Annotated in this window: 15 protein-coding genes; 7 read left to right on the top strand and 8 right to left on the bottom strand. The window is 48.2% G+C overall.

Features of this window, described 5'->3' with window-relative positions:
* Nucleotide 1: 1 nt before the first annotated feature.
* Nucleotides 2–1,438: a tRNA uridine-5-carboxymethylaminomethyl(34) synthesis GTPase MnmE gene (gene mnmE / locus ACM9J1_RS09685; RefSeq protein ID WP_415581837.1), complete on the bottom strand. Its 1,437-nt coding sequence runs from the start codon at nt 1,436–1,438 to the stop codon at nt 2–4.
* Between the two features lie 276 nt (nt 1,439–1,714).
* Here mnmE and ACM9J1_RS09680 point away from each other — a divergent pair, with 276 nt between their 5' ends.
* Complete coding sequence (locus ACM9J1_RS09680; protein ID WP_415581836.1) at nt 1,715–3,394, top strand: MORN repeat-containing protein; 1,680 nt, start codon at nt 1,715–1,717, stop codon at nt 3,392–3,394.
* A 61-nt stretch (nt 3,395–3,455) separates the two neighbouring features.
* Nucleotides 3,456–4,820 carry an NAD-dependent succinate-semialdehyde dehydrogenase gene (locus ACM9J1_RS09675; RefSeq protein WP_415581835.1) on the top strand — a complete coding sequence of 455 codons (1,365 nt, stop codon included), beginning with the start codon at nt 3,456–3,458 and terminating at the stop codon, nt 4,818–4,820.
* A gap of 144 nt (nt 4,821–4,964) precedes the next feature.
* Here the strand turns inward: ACM9J1_RS09675 and ACM9J1_RS09670 are convergent, their stop codons facing one another.
* From ACM9J1_RS09670 to ACM9J1_RS09645, 6 genes are all read right to left on the bottom strand, one after another.
* Nucleotides 4,965–5,663 carry a Lipl32 family lipoprotein gene (locus tag ACM9J1_RS09670; RefSeq protein WP_415581834.1) on the bottom strand — a complete coding sequence of 233 codons (699 nt, stop codon included), beginning with the start codon at nt 5,661–5,663 and terminating at the stop codon, nt 4,965–4,967.
* 173 nt (nt 5,664–5,836) lie between these two features.
* Nucleotides 5,837–6,955, bottom strand: a complete 1,119-nt coding sequence (gene dnaN, locus ACM9J1_RS09665) for a DNA polymerase III subunit beta (RefSeq protein ID WP_415581833.1) — start codon at nt 6,953–6,955, stop codon at nt 5,837–5,839.
* A gap of 84 nt (nt 6,956–7,039) precedes the next feature.
* Nucleotides 7,040–8,842: a gliding motility-associated ABC transporter substrate-binding protein GldG gene (gene gldG / locus ACM9J1_RS09660; protein WP_415581832.1), complete on the bottom strand. Its 1,803-nt coding sequence runs from the start codon at nt 8,840–8,842 to the stop codon at nt 7,040–7,042.
* The gene (gldF, locus tag ACM9J1_RS09655) at nt 8,839–9,564 is read right to left on the bottom strand and encodes a gliding motility-associated ABC transporter permease subunit GldF (RefSeq protein WP_415581831.1); all 726 of its coding nucleotides are present in this window, start codon (nt 9,562–9,564) and stop codon (nt 8,839–8,841) included. The genes gldG and gldF overlap by 4 nt, the downstream gene beginning before the upstream one ends.
* A 64-nt stretch (nt 9,565–9,628) precedes the next feature.
* Nucleotides 9,629–9,925, bottom strand: coding sequence for a putative quinol monooxygenase (locus ACM9J1_RS09650; protein ID WP_415581830.1), 297 nt, complete (start codon nt 9,923–9,925; stop codon nt 9,629–9,631).
* Nucleotides 9,926–9,945: 20 nt separating this feature from the next.
* Nucleotides 9,946–10,800, bottom strand: a complete 855-nt coding sequence (locus tag ACM9J1_RS09645) for an SAM hydrolase/SAM-dependent halogenase family protein (RefSeq protein ID WP_415581829.1) — start codon at nt 10,798–10,800, stop codon at nt 9,946–9,948.
* Nucleotides 10,801–10,903: 103 nt separating this feature from the next.
* Here ACM9J1_RS09645 and ACM9J1_RS09640 point away from each other — a divergent pair, with 103 nt between their 5' ends.
* The 4 genes from ACM9J1_RS09640 (at nt 10,904) to ACM9J1_RS09625 (ending at nt 13,940) form a co-directional block, all read left to right on the top strand.
* Nucleotides 10,904–11,854 carry a PhoH family protein gene (locus ACM9J1_RS09640; RefSeq protein WP_415581828.1) on the top strand — a complete coding sequence of 317 codons (951 nt, stop codon included), beginning with the start codon at nt 10,904–10,906 and terminating at the stop codon, nt 11,852–11,854.
* Between the two features lie 77 nt (nt 11,855–11,931).
* Nucleotides 11,932–12,873, top strand: coding sequence for a phosphoribosylaminoimidazolesuccinocarboxamide synthase (locus ACM9J1_RS09635; protein ID WP_415581827.1), 942 nt, complete (start codon nt 11,932–11,934; stop codon nt 12,871–12,873).
* Nucleotides 12,874–13,038: 165 nt separating this feature from the next.
* Nucleotides 13,039–13,416, top strand: a complete 378-nt coding sequence (locus ACM9J1_RS09630) for an ankyrin repeat domain-containing protein (RefSeq protein ID WP_415581826.1) — start codon at nt 13,039–13,041, stop codon at nt 13,414–13,416.
* A gap of 143 nt (nt 13,417–13,559) precedes the next feature.
* A complete protein-coding gene (locus tag ACM9J1_RS09625; protein ID WP_415581825.1) occupies nt 13,560–13,940 on the top strand; it encodes a hypothetical protein in 381 nt (126 codons plus the stop codon).
* 64 nt (nt 13,941–14,004) lie between these two features.
* Here ACM9J1_RS09625 and ACM9J1_RS09620 read toward each other — a convergent pair whose 3' ends face one another.
* A complete protein-coding gene (locus tag ACM9J1_RS09620) occupies nt 14,005–15,090 on the bottom strand; it encodes a M42 family metallopeptidase (protein ID WP_415581824.1) in 1,086 nt (361 codons plus the stop codon).
* A gap of 79 nt (nt 15,091–15,169) precedes the next feature.
* On the opposite strand from ACM9J1_RS09620, the gene ACM9J1_RS09615 reads away from it, so the two are divergent.
* Nucleotides 15,170–15,844, top strand: coding sequence for a DUF4294 domain-containing protein (locus ACM9J1_RS09615; RefSeq protein WP_415581823.1), 675 nt, complete (start codon nt 15,170–15,172; stop codon nt 15,842–15,844).
* The last annotated feature ends 570 nt before the right edge of the window (nt 15,845–16,414 follow it).

Genomic DNA, 16,414 nt, shown 5'->3' with positions numbered 1-16,414 from the left:
ATCACTTCCCAATACAAAACTTCCCAAAGATATTTCCCAACAACTCATCGTTGCTCACTTGCCCGGTGATTTCCCCGAAATGATACAACGCCTGCCTAATGTCGATTGCCATCAAATCGCTCGAGAGGTTCATTTCCAGCCCGTGCTTGACTTTTTGGATTTCCTCGAGCGCTTTCAAAAGCGAATCGTAATGCCGCGTATTGGTCACAATCGTTTCGTTGTTGCGCAGCGCGCCGGTGTTCACGAACGACAAGAGTTGGTTCTTGAGCGCATCGATACCGGTTTTTTCCTTGGCTGACAGCAGGAGCAAGGTCGTTGGTCGCTGGTCATTGGTCGTCGGATTGCGGACGACTGCATTCAAATTTTTGGTCAATTTAGACTTTTCGTCGTCCGACAGTTTATCTGATTTATTGATGACGATAATAATAGGTTTGAGCGGAAACTGGTTCTTGATTTTACCAAATTCGGTAATCAGCCCATCGATTTCTCCATCGACCGTCGACCGATGGCCATCGACCAAATACACGACAACTTGCGCCGCTTCCATCTTTTCGAACGTCTTCTTGATCCCGATGCTTTCCACGACGTCCTGCGTATCCCGGATGCCGGCCGTATCGATGAACCTAAAACCAATCCCGCCAATGGAAATCTCGTCTTCGATTGTGTCGCGCGTCGTGCCCGCAATGTCAGACACGATGGCGCGTTCCTCATTCAAAAGTGCATTCAACAGCGTTGACTTGCCCACATTCGGTTCGCCCACAATGGCTACCGGGATGCCGTTCTTGATCACGTTGCCCACCGCGAAAGAATCAATCAACCTTTTCAACACCAATTCAATCCGGTCGAGCAGTTGGTGGAATTGCGTGCGGTCGGCAAACTCCACATCTTCTTCAGAAAAATCCAGTTCCAATTCAATGAGCGACGCAAAATTCAGCAGCTCTTCGCGCAACCTTGCAATCTCGTTGGAGAATCCGCCGCGCATTTGCTGCATCGCCACTTGGTGCGCCGCTTCATTGTCCGACGCGATTAAATCGGCCACGGCTTCCGCCTGAGACAAATCCAGCTTGCCGTTTAAAAAAGCCCGCAGCGTATATTCGCCGGCCTGCGCCATCCGGCAACCGTTGCGTAATAACAATTGTATGATTTGTTGTTGGATAAACGTCGAACCGTGGCAGGAAATCTCCACCGTATTCTCGCCCGTGTACGAATTTGGCCCTTGGAATACAGATACCAGCACTTCATCGAGCACCTTCCCGCCGTCCACGATATGTCCCAAATGCAGCGTGTGCGACCGTTGCTTCAGCAAATCCTTGCCTTTCACAGACCGGAACACTTTCGCGCCAATGGTTACCGCGTCCGGCCCCGAAAGCCTGATCACGGCAATGGCACCCGCACCTGAAGGCGTGGCCAGCGCCACAATGGTATCGTGTAGAATCATGGCGCAAAGGTAAAATACAATTAATAATTAATAATGGATAATTCATATTTCTTGGATTTGGGCGTGCCGCTCGTAACCTCGCGTCGCGCTTTCCGCAGTACGCGGTACTTTGCTCCAATCGCTCACGCGACCGTAACCGAAGCAGCCAGAAATAATGAAACAGCGGGAAAGCATTTTGGTAATACAGACGAAAAAAATCAAAACGCTGCGTAAACTGACATGTGTTATTGTCCATGCCAATCATTCTTCTTACATTTCTAGTTAAAATCTAGTATGATGAAAAATGCACTCGCTTCCCTGTTTTTTCTTTGCACATTGGTCGGATTTTCGCAAAATCCAGGAGTGCGTTACGAAGCGGAAAAGTTGTTTCCCGAACTGTTTCAGATGAAGCTGCCCATTGCCATTCCACCCATTCAGTTTGTTCCCGAAAAGGAAATCTACATGAAGGAAAATCGACTGAAAGTTGAACAGGGCAAGGGCTACCGCATCGTTTTTAAAAACAAGAGTGTTTATCTGGGAAGCGTGTTGAGCAACTACGGCGCACATGAAAAAACGGTCTCCATCAGCTACGGAAAAATTGATTTCCCCAATGGCGACAGCTATCAAGGCCATTTTTTTGAAGGCCATCCGGTGCAAGGTAATTACACCTATGCCAATGGCGATTCAGCCGAAATCATTTCCGCCGACCGTGAAGGTTGCTGCAATTACAAAGGGAAATCAACCAACATTTATTATACGTTCAAAAATGGCGCGAAGCTCACCGTCAAGCCGCCGCAAGTGGAATATCAGGCGCCCGACGGAGCAAAGGTCATTTCCAGCCTGACGGCAGACAACCACTTAAACGGTTATACAGAATACACCACAAAAGAAGGCTACTCGTATAAAGGGGAATTGGCCAATAAAAAACCGGTAAAAAAATGGGAAGTAGAAAATGCGGACGGTTCTTTCCTGGCGGTTTTCAATTTAGATGGTATCACCGGCTTCATCCCATATAAAAATGAATCTGGTCGCGTGGATTGGGGTGAGTTTTACCTCGGTAAATTGATCAGGCCATTGCGGTATTTGGCGCCTTATACGTTCTGCGACCAAGGCGACTGTCAAAACGGAGACGCAATCATCGACGTAAAAAAAGACCCCGAAACCGGATCGAACTTCAAAATGTACGGTGTTTTCAGCAATGGAAAACCTTCTGGAGATTTCACCGCCGACAAGGTCGATGAGAATGGTTATAAATACACGATCGTAGGGCCAATCGAAAATTATAGGTTCCACGGAAAATGCACCAAAGCGTATCTTGATTATAAGATAGCCTTTACCGGAACCTTCGCCAACGGATTGCCACAATCAGGAAATCTTACCGTGAACGACAAATTGATTGCTGTGAAAAGTTTCAAGAACGGCAAGTATCTCGGGAAGCAAATTTTCCCGAGAAGAAACGAATACTCAAATAATTCAAGGTTTTATGAAGGCGAGTTCAGCAAATACGGCCAAATCGAAGGCGCCGGAACCGTTTTTTTTGAAACCGGATACCGGTTAACGGCCTCCAATTGGAAAGACGGGCAATCTTCTGCATGCACTTTTACCAGGCCGGACAACTACACCGAAGATGATTTCTATTGTGATATCGCTACCGGCAGCTATTTCAGGAGTTTGGGCAACGCGAAAGAGCAGGCCTACTATGCCAGTTTACGGGATCAGGAAGAACAACAGAAACAACAAGACGCCGCAAAAGCAGCACAGTCTGAAACCCAATGCGGGCAATGTAATGGGCTGGGCGTCATAAAGATTACCTGTCCGATGTGCAAAGGCGCAGGTTACCGTAAAGACATGGTCACTTATGACCGACATACCGGCAACACCGGCGGCTTGGCCAAATGCAGCCATTGTGCGGGAACAGGCCAATACACCGTGATGGGTTGTTCCAAGTGCGACGGGAAAGGCTTCGTCAAAAAATAGCACATGAAACGCTAAGCCAGTAGGGCAAAATCAACAATAGTCGCAGAAGAATTTTTAAGTCATGATCCAAACCACCAACCCGTACAATAACAAAGTCGTCAAGACATTCGACGAACTTACAGACCAGCAACTCGAACGCAAAATCTCCAACGCCCATAAAGCTTTTCAGTCTTGGCGTGAAACACCCATAAAAGAGCGGGCGGCGCTGCTGAAAAAAGTGGCCGGACTCATGCGCAAACGCAAAAAGGAACTCGCCGGGCTTATCACACTCGAAATGGGCAAACTCATCGGGCAAAGTGAAGCCGAAATCGAAATGTGTGCGTCGGTATATGACTATTATGCGAAAAACGCCGCCGCATTCCTCAAAGACCGCCCGATGAAAGTGGACGACGGCAAAGCTTTCGTGCGCCTCACGCCAACCGGGATTATCCTGGCTATCGAACCTTGGAATTACCCGTTCAATCAAGTCGCGCGTTTGGCCGCGCCCAATATTGCGGCGGGGAATGTCGTGATGCTCAAACATGCCTCCAACGTGCCGCAGTGCGGCGCCATGATCGAGCAATTGTTCAAGGAAGCCGGCGCGCCCGAAGGCGTTTTCACCAACCTGTATTTGTCTGGCAAGCGCATCGCAAAATTGGCCGAAGATCCGCGCATTACGGGAATGTCCCTGACCGGGAGTGAAGCTGCAGGTTCGAGCATGGCCGAAGCCGCGGGCCGGAATTTAAAGAAATCGGTACTCGAACTCGGCGGCAGCGATGCGTTCATTGTCCTGGACGACGCAGATGTTAATGATGCTGTGGAGAAGGCTTTTCTCGGCAGGTTCGGGAATATGGGCCAAGCGTGTACGTCGGCCAAACGGATTATCGTCCTGTCATCAGTCGCCGATGAATTCCTGGAAAAATTCAAGAACAGGCTTTCCAATCTTACAATTGGCGACCCGATGGATCCAGCCACGGAAATTGGTCCGATGGTAAGCGAAGAGGCTTTGAAAAATCTTGAGAAACAGGTCAATGCAACGGTAAAGCAAGGTGCAAAAGTGGTCATCGGCGGCAAGCGCATCAAGCGCGAAGGCGCATTTTTCGAGTTTACGATCTTGACCGGCATCAAACCTGGCATGACGGCGTATCAAGAAGAATTGTTCGGGCCGGTGGCGTCGTTCTACAAAGTGAAAGACGAAGCGGCAGCGATCACATTGGCCAACGATACCGGATTTGGCCTTGGTGGCGCTGTTTTCAGTAAAGACAAGGCTAGGGCAGTGCGCGTCGCGTCGCAGATCGATACCGGCATGGTGTTCATCAACCGCCAGTTGGCGTCCCGGCCTGATTTGCCGTTTGGTGGTACGAAACGTTCGGGGTACGGCCGCGAACTGTCGCCGCTTGGCATCGAGGAATTCGTGAACAAAAAGCTGATTTTTATCCCGGACTGACCTGCGGTGAGCGAGGCCGCGTTAGCGATGGAGCCAAGCACCGCGTGCAGGCGAGAGCGCGGGCCGAAGGCAACGCCCAATAAAAAACCACTAATCCGCGAATGAAAGCATTCGGGAATTCGTGGTTAACTAATAAAAAGCATCTTACTTCTTCGCGGCTGCCGCCAAATCTGCAGGGTTTGCAGCAATGGCAACGCCTGGCAACTTCACCGGCGCACCGATCTGCGCGAGGAAACTTCCTTGGACTTCACCCGTTTTATAGGTCGTGAAACCGATACGGTACAAGCCCATGACCAAAGATTTCATTGGATCCGACGGGTTGCTCGTGATGCGCATCAGGGAATTGTATTTGCTGCCAGATGGCTGCGCCGGCATTTCGCTGGAATCGTCGTTTTTGTCGATGGAAACCCATTTGGCCGACTTGGCTTTTCCAGCCACATCTTCGAGTTTCATGATGCCTTCGGCGCGCTCAAGCGTTACCCAAGTGTCAAAAAAGCTCTTCGTGTCTGCGGCATTCTCGGTGTACATCGGCGATACGTAATCTTTGTCTCCCGGTTTCATGGAATCAGGTACCGGTGAAATCATGCGCACCCCGATTTCAGGAGCCGCAATCGGGATCCAAACGTATACGTAATACATTTTCTTGCCGTTCTTCACTTCATCTGGTGCAGCACCCGGCTTGATGTAGCCGTAGTAGCTTTGCAAGTCGGTGTAAGGGACGCGAATTTCCTTGCCCATGACACTTTTCTTGGCGAGGTCAGCGCCGAATTTGTCTAGTTTCTGCGCCGTGGCAGTCATTCCCAATGCGAGGCAGATGGCACCCGCGAGTAATCTTTTGTTCATTGAATTTGGTTTTGGTTGTTCCTACTCGTAAGGCTTTTCGGATACCGCCGCATCTTTTTCGTTGCAGATGTAATACTAGCGAATTTTGGCAAACGACAAAACAGAAATGGATAACTTAACCATAAAAAAACCGCAACAGGATGTTGCGGTTCGGTCTATGAAAATTGAAATCGTTAGTTGTTGAGCATGACCGGCATCACGAGCATGGTCACGGTTTCGCCATCGTCAAGGCCGTCAACCGGTGTCAGGATTCCGGCGCGGTTCGGCATTGACATTTCCAGCATGATCATGTCTGAATGCAGGTTGGTGAGCATTTCGGTCAGGAACCGGGAGTTGAACCCGATTTGCATGTCGTCGCCTTGATAATCGCAGGTCAAACGTTCTTCGGCCTTGTTTGAATAGTCGATATCTTCTGCAGAGATGTTCAATTCTGCACCGGCAATCTTCAACCGGATCTGGTGCGTGGTCTTGTTGGAGAAAATGGCCACACGACGCACCGAACTTAGGAACTGCGAACGGTCGATCATCAATTTGTTCGGGTTTTCTTTCGGGATAACCGCTTCGTAATTCGGGTATTTTCCATCGATCAAACGGCAAGTCAACACATAATTATCGAAAGAGAATGTCGCATTCGAGTCGTTGTATTCAATCTTGATTTCGGCGTCAGAGGCACCCAAAATACTTTTCAGGATGTTGAGCGGTTTCTTTGGCATGATGAAATCGGCCACTTGCGAGGCTTTCACATCGGCGCGCGCATACTTCACGAGTTTGTGCGCATCGGTTGCCACGAAAGTTAATCCTTCTGGGGAAAACTGGAAGAATACGCCCGACATCACCGGACGCAAATCGTCGTTTCCTGCCGCGAAAATCGTCTTGCTGATGGCGGTGGCCAAAACGTCTGCCGGAACCATCGTCGTGGACGGATCGTCGAGGCTGACCGATTTCGGGAATTCCTCGCCCGGCGCGTACGCCAGCGCATATTTGCCGGAATTCGAGCTGATTTCTATCGTGCTGTTCTCTTCAACGGTAAAGGTCAGCGGCTGCTCTGGAAACGTCTTGAGGATTTCCAATAAGAGTTTCGCAGGAACGGCAACGCTTCCTTTGCTTTCCGAGTCGATTTCGAGTGTGGCCGACATGGTGGTTTCCAGGTCAGACGCCGAAACGGTCAGGGTTTTATGGTCAAGTTCGAAGAGAAAATTGTCAAGGATCGGCAACGTGTTGCTGCTGTTGATGACACTTCCCAGCACTTGCAGTTGCTTTAAGAGGTAAGAACTCGATACGATAAACTTCATACGATAGGCCGGATGGCAATTTTTTAGTTTAGATGTTACAAATATATCCTAATCGCCCAAATATCGAAATTAAATTTATTAACACTAACGGGCGTAAATCCTGCGCCGGACAAGCGTAAACAAAACCCCGAGAACCACGAGCAGGGCTACTGGAAGCCCGACCGTTAGGATTTGCGTCCGGGTGTAATTTTCGGCCACGCGCTCTTTGTCGAGCACCGGAAGGCTTACTTGTTTGTTGCGGATGTTGATAAGTCCGTTATCATCGAGCAGGTAGTTTACGCAATTCATCATGAATTCCTTGTTGGCGTAGAGTTTCCCGGTTCTTTGGTCATAGCCCAGTTCTACAGGTTGAAAGTTTTTGTCGAGTTGGTTCCGGATGACGTCGCCGTCTGAAATCACGATCATTTTGTTGGCTTTCCCGACTGGCATGTAATTTTTGTCCGTGAACGGAAGCACGCGATTTTGATACACGGAACGGAATTTTCCTTCGAGCAAAACCGCCAACGGAATGTTGCCTTTCCCGGTGAAATCCTTTTGTTCCGGACGTTCCTGAACCATGCGCAAGTCAATCGGTAGCGGCGTTCCCATGACTTTCGAATAGGGCGAAGATTGCAGCAAAACCGTTTTTTTGATGTCGTTATTGAGCAATTCGATCCCGCTCGCGTATTCGAACTTGATGCCGTCCAGATTGCTCACGATCGGGTTTTTCGAAGCCGGATACACCATCGGGGAGTAAAACCACGGATATTGCTGGTATTGCGTAGCGCTGCCCGGTTCGCCGGTAGCGAGTACGATGGGCGTGGCCATGATGTCCTTGACCAGGTCGGCATGGATGCGCACGCCATATTTAAAGAATAGGTCGTTCAGGTTCAGGTCGCGCGGGAAAGCCAGCGACTGGCCGTTTTCGTTGTACAAGCTGTCCATTTCCATGTTGACCTGATCGATGAGCCAAATGGTTTTTCCGCCCGACATCACGAATTGGTCGAGTACTTCTTTTTGTTCGTCCGAAAATGGCGTAGTGGGTTTGGCGATGATGGCCAAATCGTAATTCTTCTTGAGGAAAGCCAATCCCTGATTTGGTGCGAGCGCAATCGAATCAAGTGGGAAAGGCGAGATGAAATAATTTTCACGGACGGTTTTCAGGAAGTCGCCAATGAGCGCATCGTGCAATTCGCCATTGCCTTTGATGATGGCGATTTTCTTTTGCTTGGCCTTGGTAACGGCGTTGAACGCATACGAAAAGGCGTATTCCAGGTGTTGGACCGAACTGATGACATTGTCGTCGATGTCGGCGCCCATCATGTTTTTCAGCAACGGGATTTTCGCACTCCGGTTTTTGTACCGTACAATCGCCCATGGCATTACGACTTCCTGTGTTTGCTTGCCCTTGTCGTTTACGGTGATGCTCGCCGCCCTGAATCCGCTTCCCATGAACGAATCATCGAGTGCTTTGTTCAAATCCTTGATCTGGTCTATGCTGGCCAGTACTTCTTTTTCGTCTTTTTCGGACAGCACCGGGTTGTCTATCTTGAAGATGTCATAGATCAGCGCTTTTTTGTCCTCATCCGAAAAATCTTCATCGAACGGGTTGACGAACGAGAATTTGATGTTGCTGTTGATGGCGCGGTACTCTTCCAGGATTTGGTTGGTTTCGGTTTGGAGTTTCTTGAATTCGCCCTTGAAATTACCGGCCAAAAGCACTTTGATTTCCATCGGGTTACCCACTTGTTCGGCGATACCATGCGAGGCTTCGGACAAGGTGTATCGCTTGTCCTGAGTAAGGTCAAAACGACTAAATATCTTGCTTCCGATGACATTCACCAACACCAAGACGATCAGTGTGATAAGCAACTGCTTCCGATTGTTCTTTACACTGGTTCTCATCATGATCGGGCGGCTTTGAGTTTGTACACGGTCAGCGATAGAAATAATACCGCTAGACTGGCGAAATACAAGATGTCGCGCGTATCGAGCACGCCGCGGCTCATGCTACGGAAATGGCTGTCCATCCCGAGCCACGCAACGGCATCGCTTGCACTTTTGAATAGGCTCGCGGCGCCTTCAAACCCGTAATAGAACAGGAAACAGACGAATACCGACAGGATGAAAGCCACGATCTGGTTGTCGGAAAGGGCAGAGGTGAAAATCCCGATGGCCGTATAGGCGGCAATCAGGAAAAGCAGCCCGAAATACGACCCGATGATGCTGCCCAAATCAACCTGCATGGGTGACAGTACGAATCCGGAAACTATCCAGACATAAACCAATGTCGGGACAATCGCCAAGACAATCAGCAGGAACGAGCCGAAGAATTTTCCGGCGACGATCTGCCACATCGTCAAGGGTTTAGTGACTAGCAACTCAAGTGTTCCTTGTTTTTTTTCATCGGCAAAACTGCGCATCGTCACGGCCGGGATAAGGAATATCAAAATCCAGGGCGCAATGGTGAAAAACGGTGTCAGGTCTGCGAAACCGCTTTGCAAGATGTTGTATTCGCCATCGAAAACCCAAAGGAACAAACCGTTGAGCAACAGGAAAATCGCAACGACGAACCAGCCGATGGGCGAGCCAAAGAAGGATTTTATTTCTTTCAGTAAGATAGATTTCATGTGTCGGACTTTGAACGACGAATGTCGAACGACTGCAAAATTATTAATTGTTGATTATCGGCCATTAATTTAGCACTACAAGTTTATCGACGCTCCAGGCTTCCGGTTTGTCGCTGAACAACTTTTTCGTGAACGTCCAGACATCGTAAAACAACTCAGACCGCCGGTAATTTTCAAGGTCGGCTTCGGTTTCCCAATAGCTGTAGGTGAAAAAAACGCACGGATTGTCTTTGTCGCGATACAATTCGAGTAAACGATTTCCCGGTGCATTTCGTATTTTTTCCTTCATCAATTCAAAATTGTCCAAGAATGCCGGGACGTTTTCGGGGTGAAAGGTGAGTTTTACGATTCGGACGAACATGCTAGTGGCTGGTTGTTTGGTTAGGGATTAATGAAATTAATGGTGACGACATCCCGATAACCCAATCCCAAAAGGCTCGATGCCGTGCCGACGGTATTCGGGTTGCTGCGGAACACGGCAATTTCCAAGAAACCCGCCTCATTGAAAATAGCGAGTTTGGTGCCTTCGTAATTTTTTACAGGATAGGCGTTTGATGTGGCGATGTCTGAATATTTTGTCCTGATCTGCCGTATGTTTCCGCGGTCGCCAATGCGTCCGCGCTCGTTGAGGATGATTTCGTAGTTGCGTCCTTTGGCTGTCTCGGCGAACATTTGGGCGCTGATGTTGGTCACCACATTCCCGAAATGATCGATGTAAACCACATATCCTTTGAGCGAATTCTTGTCGGCGGTAATCACGGGCTGCAATTCGGTAGGTTGCTTGATTTCGGTGATGTCTTTGCCTACCACGTTCAGCGTACCGCCTTTGGCGATATGGCACGCCACTTTTACAAATACGTCGAGGTCTGTGAATGCGCCGGGAAACCTATCGTGGATGTTGATGGCGACCATTTTTTCGGGGAGTATCTTCTGCATAACCAAACCCATGATGCCGTTGTCTGCACAAACGAAATAATGCCCGTTCCACTGGATGGCCACATGGCGGTTTTCCTTGTTCATTTCGGCATCCACACCAATCAGGTGCACAGTGCCTTCGGGGAAACTGGCATAACCCGCGCCGATGACATAACTGGCTTCGGCGGTGTTGAACGGGTCGATGTCGTGCGAAAGGTCAACAATCGTGGCTTCTGGATATTCCGACAAGATTTTACCCTTTAGTGCGCCAACGAAATGGTCTTTCCATCCGTAGTCTGTCGTAAGGGTGATTATTGACATAATTTTGTGAATAACTATTCGCCGGACTTGCCCCGATTTTACTAAATTTGAAATGCAAAGCTACGCATATTGCGGCTAACTTTAAACTAAAAAACTGCTCCGTTTGAACGAAAGAATCATCGAACTTGTCGATATCGCCCCGAAAGAATTCTGGGGTGCACAAGATGCCCACCTGGAAACCATCAAAAAATACTATCCGAAGCTCAAGATCGTAGCACGCGGCACGACCATAAAGGCCTTTGGCGAACCGGAAGTACTCGACGAATTCGAGAACCGGTTCAACCGCCTGATGCAACACTTCAACCGTTACAACCGCATAGATGACAATGTCATAGAACGCGTCATCGAAGGCGGTTCGCAGGACGAGCAGCGCATGCCGGATCACGACAAAATCCTCGTGCACGGCGTGGGCGGGAAGATGATCAAGGCGATGACCCCAAACCAGCAGTTGCTCGTGGATACACTCCACAAGAATGACATGGTGTTCGCCGTTGGGCCGGCTGGGACCGGAAAAACCTATACCGGCGTCGCGATGGCCGTAAAAGCGCTCAAGGAAAAATCCGTGAAGAGAATCATTTTGACGCGCCCGGCCGTTGAAGCGGGCGAAAACCTTGGCTTTCTTCCAGGTGATATGAAGGAAAAGCTCGATCCGTACATGCAACCGTTGTACGATGCGCTGCGCGACATGATTCCGGCGCAGTCGCTGGAAGATTATTTGTTGAAAGGCATCATCCAGATTGCGCCGCTGGCTTTCATGCGCGGCCGCACACTGGACAACGCTTTTGTAATCTTGGACGAAGCGCAAAACACGACGCACTCTCAAATGAAGATGTTTTTGACCCGCATGGGTAAGAATGCAAAATTCATGATCACCGGCGATCCCGGCCAGGTTGATTTGCCTAGAAGTGCTATGTCTGGATTGAAGGAAGCGCTACTCATACTGAAGAACGTCGAAGGCATCGGCATCATTTACCTCGACGACAAAGACATCGTACGGCATAGGCTCGTCAAGAAAGTCATCGACGCCTACAAGAAAATCGAAAATCAGGGCTAGAACCTTTGCAGCATACGGAAAGACACTACAGCAAAAGTGTCTTTTTTGTTTACCTTTGCGCGCTCAACAACACAACAATGAATACCATTACTACAACCGATTTTCATTTCCCGGGACAAAAATCCGTTTATCGCGGCAAGGTGCGCGATGTGTACAACATCAACGACGAAAAGCTCGTCATGATCGCCACCGACAGGCTTTCTGCTTTTGACGTCGTGATGCCGAAGGGAATTCCCTACAAAGGGCAAATCCTCAACCAGATTGCTACGAAGTTCATGGAACTGACTGCGGATATCGTCCCGAACTGGCTCATTGCCACGCCGGATCCGAACGTGGCCATCGGTCATTTGTGCGAACCTTTCAAAGTGGAAATGGTTATTCGCGGTTATTTGTCAGGTCATGCGGCACGAGAATATGCAGCTGGGAAACGGATGCTTTGTGGCGTTTCGCTTCCGGAAGGCCTGAAGGAAAACGACAAATTCCCGTCGCCTATTATTACGCCGTCCACCAAAGCCGATAACGGTGCGCATGACGAAGATATTTCCCGTGAAGAAATCCTCGCACGCGGCATTGTATCGGAGGCAGATTACCTCGTTCTGGAAGATTACACCCGAAAACTCTTTCAGCGCGGTACCGAAATCGCAGCGGCGCGCGGCCTGATCCTCGTGGACACGAAGTACGAATTCGGTAAAACCAAAGACGGCAAGATCGTGCTCATCGATGAAATCCATACGCCGGATTCGTCCCGGTATTTTTATGCAGACGGTTACGCGCAGCGGCAGGCGAGTGGCACCGAACAAAAACAGTTGTCTAAAGAATTCGTCCGTCGATGGCTGATTGAAAATGGTTTCCAAGGGAAAGCCGGACAGCAAATACCGGAAATGGACGATGCGTACATCGGCACGGTATCGGCGCGCTACATCGAGTTGTATGAAAACATCATGGGCGAACCGTTCGTGAAGGCCGATATTTCAGACATCTCCAGTCGCATCAACAAAAACGTCACGGCGTTCCTGTAAAATCGACGATAAAAAAGACCAAGCCTTTCGTAAATTCGAAGGGCTTTTTTTTTGCAGCCCGTGTTAAAAGTATGTTATAAAATCTTCAGGTTGTAACATTTAAAAATGCCCAACGTCTAGTCGGCATCATCATAAATCAATTATCAATCATTAAATCTTAATCAGATGAAAAAATCAATCATTTACCTCGGACTGGCGCTAATCACCTTTTCTAATGTGGCCTTGGCGTCGAATGAAACCCCAACAACCGTTTCGGCTTACCCTTCTGCAACACCGCTTTGCAACGCCATAAGCAAGGGCGATTTTGCGACCGTCAAGAAATTCGTCGAATACGGCGCAGATGTCAACGAACGCTCCAATGACATGACACCGCTTATGATTGCCGCGCGCTACAACAACATTGAAATCATGAATTATCTGTTGTCTAAAGGTGCCGACGTCAATTTCAGGAACGAAAACGGGATGACTGCTTTAAAATGTGCGCACGCTTCCAACGCGAAAGAGGCCGAAGCGTTACTCCGTGAAAAAGGAGCGAGAAAATAAATTAAGGCGCCCATTCGGCGCCTTTTTATTGCTTCGCCACCATCAAAAGTTAATTTACTGTTAATATTTAGTACTTTGTAAAACATACTACCTGCTTTTGTATGTATCTTTGTCCAAGAAATCATCATCAAAAATCAATCATCATGAAAAAAATTCTTTTTACCCTCGCAACAGTATTGGTAGGCTTAGGCCATGCAAACGCTGAAAACAATGTGGCTTCAGAAGTGGATGCCAGTGCAAAAGTAAACGATACGGCCGTGGTCCGGCCAACTTCAGTAACAGGCGATGAGCAAACGCTCGTCATCACCGAAGATCTCAAAATTACAGAAGCCAGCGTTGACGTCGTCGCGCCGCTGCTTCCGGGCAAATCGCAAGAGGAAATTATCGCCGACGATAACCTCGTCATTGAAGGAAGCGCCAAGGAAATCTTTCCGCTTGATTTCAAAAAAATCGAATCGGCCAAAAAGAAACTGCGGAAAAGCAACCTCAAGAAAAACCGAGAATCGCTATTGGGCAGTTTGTAAGCGTTCAGGCAAAAAATAAAAGCACCGATTCATCACCGGTGCTTTTTTATTTATGTATGCGTTGTTACTTAAAATAGGAAAACGACTCGTCGCTTTTGATGTTCAGCAAAGATTCGTAAATCAGTCTGATGACATTTTCCACGTCGTCACGATGCACCATTTCAACGGTGGTATGCATGTAACGCAGGGGCAGCGAAATCAGGGCAGAAGCCACGCCGCCATTGCTGTACGCAAACGCATCTGTATCAGTTCCGGTTACCCGAGATGAAGCCAAACGTTGGAACGGTATCTTTTTCTTTTCGGCCGTATCCAAGATCAATTCACGGAGGTTGTTTTGCACGGCTGGTGCGTACGTGACCACCGGGCCTTTGCCAATCTGGATTTCGCCTTCTATTTTCTTGTTGATCATCGGCGTGGTCGTGTCGTGGCAAACGTCGGTGACGATGGCTACGTCTGGCCGGATGGTTTTCGTGATCATTTCGGCACCGCGAAGGCCCACTTCTTCCTGTACCGAATTGGTGATGTACAAACCGAAAGGCAGTTTCTTTTTATTGGCCGACAGCAATCGCGCCACTTCCGCAATCATGAACCCGCCCATGCGGTTGTCTATGGCACGGCACACGAATTTGTTGTCGTTTAGGATCATGAATTCGTCCGGATAAGTAATTACGCAGCCCACATGAACGCCCAGTTTCTCGACTTCTTCCTTATTGCTGCAGCCGATGTCGATGAACAGGTTGTCTATCTTCGCATTTTCTTCTTTTTCCCGAAGCCGAGTGTGAATCGCCGGCCAGCCGAAAACCCCTTTGACAATGCCTTTCTTGGTATGGATGTTTACGCGTTTAGATGGTGCAATCTGGTGGTCTGACCCGCCGTTGCGGATTACATAAATGAGTCCGTTGTCCGTAATGTAATTCACATACCAGGAAATTTCGTCGGAATGGCCTTCAATGACCACTTTGTATTTCGCATCAGGATTGACGATGCCCACGGCACTTCCGTAGGTATCGGTGATGAACGTATCTACGTAAGGGCGCAGGTAATCCATCCATATTTTTTGTCCTTCGGCTTCGTAACCCGTTGGCGATGCGTTGTTGAGGTATTTTTCCAAGAATGCCAGCGATGACTGGTTGAGTATCGGTTTGCCCATAAGTATTTTTTCGCTAAAATAAATTATTTGGCAACATAGTTGTGCAAAGAATCCATATTTTTGGCCCAACAAAATGAGTATGAAGAAAATCCAAATTACTTTATTGTTTTTGTTCGCAAGCCTCGGCATCGCTGCACAAGACGTCAAGCAGGACAGTCTTAGCGTCGAGGAAAACGACACCTTAATCACCAAAATGATCGACCTTGAAGAGCTCGTGCTCTATAAAGATAACGTCGATGCAGAATCCAAAAAACAGTTCCTTCTATTGCAAAGCCGCGTGTATAAAACATACCCGTACGCAAAAATCGCGTCAGAACGTCTGGTGGCTTTAGACAAGAATATGGCGAAAATGAAGACGTCGAAAGAGAAAAAGAAATACTTTAAAATTGTCGAGAATTACATAGAAGGAGAATTTACCGACCGTCTCAAAAAGCTTTCCCGCAAACAGGGGCAGGTGCTCGTCAAGCTCATTTACCGGCAAACCGGACACAGCACGTTTGATTTGGTTAAGGAGTACAAAAGCGGCTGGAAGGCATTTTGGGCCAGCAATACCGCCAAACTTTTTGACATCAACCTCAAGGAAAAATACGATCCGTACCAAGTTAATGAAGACTATTTAATCGAAACCATTTTGGTTCGCGCCTTCGAGAACGGACGTTTGGTAAAGCAAGAAGCCGCTTACCCGGTTAACTACGATAAACTCAATGAGTATTGGATTGAGCGCGTCAAGCAAAACAAGCAAGCAAAGAAATAGTTTGATTTTGGCGTGTCCCTTCGGGTCGGGCTGTACGCTATAGTCCTCGCGCAGCCGGTTTTCCACAATAGAATAAGTACTAAAACAGCGTAACTGCTGTTTTTTTTGCTTTCTGCGCTGTGGGCTGCCGCTTCCATCCCTCACGCGTCGCCGCCTAAAATTTATTCTGGTCTATATTATTTGTTTCCAAAAGGTTATCGGAAAGCTTGAAAAAAAAGCGCAGTTTTCAGTTTGGAAATGCGGAAATGTGCGCTATATTTGCACCCGCAAAAACGTTCTATCAGGTTTGTTGAAAAAAATATTTGCAGGATACAAATAAAGATTATACTTTAGCCGTCCTGCAAAATTTTATCGATTTACCGGTTTTTAATGAAGCTTAAAAAAGAGAAAAATAATTTTCTCAAAATATTTGTGTAGTTAAAAACAAGTCGTACTTTTGCACCCGCTTTGAAGCGCAAGCGACGGGGCGAGAATAGGAAAAAGTTCATAGACATATTGGATTGACAGCACTTACAGGAGACTGTAAGAAGCTAAAGAGTAAGGAAAGAATTACGTTAGAATGATTACCTT

This window comes from Flavobacterium longum (assembly GCF_965137575.1).
Taxonomy (GTDB): Bacteria; Bacteroidota; Bacteroidia; order Flavobacteriales; family Flavobacteriaceae; genus Flavobacterium; species Flavobacterium longum.
Note: the sequence above shows the minus strand (reverse complement) of the source record. Positions and strands in the feature narration are given on the sequence as shown.